The 2976-nt window shown below is 66.8% G+C and carries 4 protein-coding genes; 2 read left to right on the top strand and 2 right to left on the bottom strand.

Annotated features, from left to right (window positions below):
• Positions 1 to 323 precede the first annotated feature (323 nt).
• Positions 324 to 962, top strand: coding sequence for a hypothetical protein (locus tag IE153_RS41120; protein ID WP_189594784.1), 639 nt, complete (start codon positions 324 to 326; stop codon positions 960 to 962).
• 2 nt (positions 963 to 964) lie between these two features.
• Here the strand turns inward: IE153_RS41120 and IE153_RS41115 are convergent, their stop codons facing one another.
• Positions 965 to 1225 carry a winged helix-turn-helix domain-containing protein gene (locus IE153_RS41115; RefSeq protein WP_189594783.1) on the bottom strand — a complete coding sequence of 87 codons (261 nt, stop codon included), beginning with the start codon at positions 1223 to 1225 and terminating at the stop codon, positions 965 to 967.
• A 162-nt stretch (positions 1226 to 1387) separates the two neighbouring features.
• On the opposite strand from IE153_RS41115, the gene IE153_RS41110 reads away from it, so the two are divergent.
• Positions 1388 to 1621, top strand: a complete 234-nt coding sequence (locus IE153_RS41110; RefSeq protein WP_189594782.1) for a hypothetical protein — start codon at positions 1388 to 1390, stop codon at positions 1619 to 1621.
• A gap of 232 nt (positions 1622 to 1853) precedes the next feature.
• Here the strand turns inward: IE153_RS41110 and IE153_RS41105 are convergent, their stop codons facing one another.
• Positions 1854 to 2480 (bottom strand): GntR family transcriptional regulator, encoded by a 627-nt coding sequence (locus IE153_RS41105; RefSeq protein ID WP_189594781.1) that lies wholly within the window; start codon positions 2478 to 2480, stop codon positions 1854 to 1856.
• Positions 2481 to 2976: the final 496 nt, after the last annotated feature.

Below are 2976 nucleotides of genomic sequence, written 5' to 3'. Positions count from 1 at the left end.
CGCACGGCCTCCACCCACTCATCCCGCAGCTGCTCGTACCGCTCCCGAGTCGGCCCCCACAACCAGCCGCCCGTCTCCTGCAGCAGCGCGCGGATCTCCGCCTGCACCGCAGCAGCAGGCCGCGCGGGACCCGGCGGCGGGGGAGAGGAGGACATGGCGATCAGGGTAGTGCTCCCCTCTGACAGCGGGCTATGACTTCGGCGGCTGCGGCAGTTTCCCGGTGTTGTCAGTGCCCTCTGGGAAACTGAGCTAGGCCTCGCGGCTGCCACTCCCAACCAAGGAACGACCGAGGAAAGCAGGGTGACTTGATACGACGAGAAGACTTGACCGGCCGACAGTTCGGCCGCCTCACCGTCATCGGTGACGACGTAGCTGTAGGGCGACGCCGAATCCTTTGGCGCTGCGCTTGTGTCTGCGGCAACGAGAAGATGGTGCGCGCCGACCATCTGAAATCAGGGCACACCGCATCGTGTGGCTGCATCCCGAGCGGCCCGCCTAAGCGCCCCGGGTTGCGGGCCGACCCCTTGTACAGCCGCTGGCGCGGGATGATCGCACGAACGACCGACAGGAAGCATCCGCGCTACGCCGACTACGGCGGGCGAGGCATAGTCGTGTGTGAACGATGGAAGACGTTTGCGGCCTTCGCCGCAGACATGGGCACATCGTTCTCCGAAGAGCTGACGCTAGAGCGCATCGACAACGACCGCGGATACGAGCCGGGCAACTGCCGATGGGCGACGCTCATTGAGCAAGCGCGCAACAAGCGCAGCAGCCGCTTCGTGACCTTCCGGGGTCAGACGAGAACCATCGCGGAGTGGGCGGAGCTCCTGGGCCTGAACTACGACACCGTCCACGGCCGGCTGAGTAAGCAAGGGTGGTCCGTCGAGCGCACGCTGACCACGGGTGTCGACCCTGAGATCATCGCCCTCCTCTGCGACCCAGCCACTGATGAGGCGGCATGACGTCATCGAGCTGACCGGCCGTCCGGTGGCGACTGCGGGAGGGCTGTGACGAATGTGCCGATCCCTGGCTGCATCGCGGCCAGGCCGGCCTCCCGCAGCTTCTGCAGCACCTTCCGCGCCGTCATCTGGCTGATGCCGAACTCGCCGCACACGTCAACCACCGACGGCAGCCGTCCGCCCGGCGGGTACGTGCCATCCGCGATCCGCTCCTCCATCACGGCGTACACCTGCCGCCACCTAGGGATATCCGGCTGCCAGTCCATGATCCCGACGCTAAGCGGACTCAGTCCGATGGGCGAGGCGAGCGAACCTGTCGCACCTATCGGACCTATCGCGCCTGTCGCAGTGGGTATCGTGAAATTGCAAGACCCCGGCGGCCGTGCGACCGGCCCCGGGGCATGGCCGACGCTGCAAGGAGCGCAGGCATGGACGAGGGTAGAGACACACCAGACCCCGGTGGAAGCGGGCCGGCCGTAGCGGCTGGCGTCCGCCTGAGCGAGGTGCAAGAGGCCTACGGCCGCTACACCGAACACGCCACCCGCTGCTGGGGCTGCCGCGCTATCGACGAGCGCTGCGACACGGGGGAGCGGTTGCACCGGGCTTACCGGCAGGTCGACGAGGACGCGCGCAGGCGGCTGATAGGCGACCAACCGGGGTGACTGGCCGGTTCCCGGTGGCGGGAATCCGGCCACGCCTGGCTCGCCCCTACTGGCCGACCGTTCAGCGACCTGCGGCAACGCAGGAACGTTTGGCCAACGCCTGACCAGTGGTTACGGAGACGGGTCGAGGGTCAACAGAAAGTCAAAGAATATGCATGGAGCATCTTCCGCCAGGGCCGAAAGTCGGCTTTACTCCTGAGTCGAGGCGCCCCACACGCCCGACCGAAAGCGCTCACTTTCCCGTGGGCGCCAACCGAATCAACCAGCGATCCATCGGCAGGATCAGGTCAGCAGTCTCCAGGGGGCGGCCATCATGGTCGAAGCGAGTGCGAGTCACGCGGAAGGCCGTGGTGTCCACCAGCAGGCCCAGCGCGTGCGCCTGCTCCTCCGCCAGCTCCACACAGCCAAGCTCCGCGGTGTACGACGCGTGAGGCCGGCGCTGGCCGCGCCACCACGACGACACCAGCATCGCCGACCTGCCGCCCGGATCCAGGCACTCCACCGTCTCGTGCCGCAGCATCGTGCCCACCCGGACATCAAGCCGCTCCGCAAGGTCCACCGTGGCGGGGCGCGGGCGGGTGTCGGTGGTCTCGCTGGAGAACGGCCAGGGGGCGTCAGCGTCCGTGAGGGTGCGCATAGCTGGAGGATGCGCCACATAGACGGCCTTGCGCTCCTCGCCCTCCAAAACGCCGGTACGGCGCAGCAAGACGTAAGCGAGACGCACCGTTTGTGGGTGCACGCCGAGTTCGGCAGCTAGCTCGGCTCTCGAAGGCAGGGACTCGCCCGGCCGCCATTCCCCGGCGGCGATACGGCGACGGATGTCGGCAGCGATGCGCCGATGGCGCGCAAGCTCCGGCATCGACACCCCCGCCGCTGATCATGACGTGGAGTCAGACGCTATGAGGCGTCTCAGGAGCTGGATATATCCAGCCCGCGTCGAGGTGGCCCGTCAGCTGAAGAGAGAGGATTCGGTGCCGCAGGGTTCAGGTCCCTGAGGGCTCCGAGGGCCGGAGGTCTGCCGCGTACCCCCTATGGCGGCCAGAGCCCGACCCACCCGGATACCCGGCAACCCGAGCCGCGTATCCACCCGAACGGGTGAACCATTTTCCGTCATCAGGACGTGGGGAACTCGTTGTGCAGGAGGCCGGAGCCGGAGTCGATCGCTACCCCCAAGGTGAGCAAGACGACTCCGGCTCCGGTCTCTCTATTACGCCCCATGAGGGCCTCTGGGTTCATTCCCTGATGGGAAATGGGAGACAGATGGGAGATGATCTTCGCGGGCAGACGCATGTCTCCGCTAGAACCCGCTAATACTCGCTACCTCACATGACGGTCACACCAGGTCAATGCGCTGA

Origin of the sequence: Streptomyces massasporeus (assembly GCF_014648995.1) — a bacterium.
Lineage (GTDB): Bacteria > Actinomycetota > Actinomycetes > Streptomycetales > Streptomycetaceae > Streptomyces > Streptomyces massasporeus.
This window is presented reverse-complemented; position numbering and strand designations above follow the sequence as displayed.